Source organism: Sedimentibacter sp. B4, from assembly GCF_000309315.1.
In the GTDB taxonomy this organism is placed as follows: Bacteria; Bacillota; Clostridia; order Tissierellales; family Sedimentibacteraceae; genus Sedimentibacter; species Sedimentibacter saalensis.
Map to the genome: position 1 here is coordinate 1 of NZ_CANG01000853.1, position 210 is coordinate 210.

General features: G+C 62.4%; 1 protein-coding gene. It reads left to right on the forward strand.

Features of this window, described 5'->3' with window-relative positions; genetic code table 11:
• Positions 1-210 (forward strand): hypothetical protein (locus BN358_RS27065; protein WP_198018497.1); only part of this gene is annotated, 210 nt, incomplete at both ends.

The window sequence follows — 210 nt, forward strand, 5'->3', positions numbered from 1 at the left end:
GGGAAGGTGAACGGGCCGACCGGCACCGACATCGTCATCGCAGCCTTCAAGGGCAGTGACTTCATCAACCAGGTCGAGGTGGCTAGCGACAACACCTACTCGATCAAGCTGCGACCCGACACCTACCGCCTCAAGGCGATCTACGTCGGTCAGGGCAACTACACCTCGCTGTGGGTGTGGAACGGCAACCCCGGCGGCCGCTTCATCGAC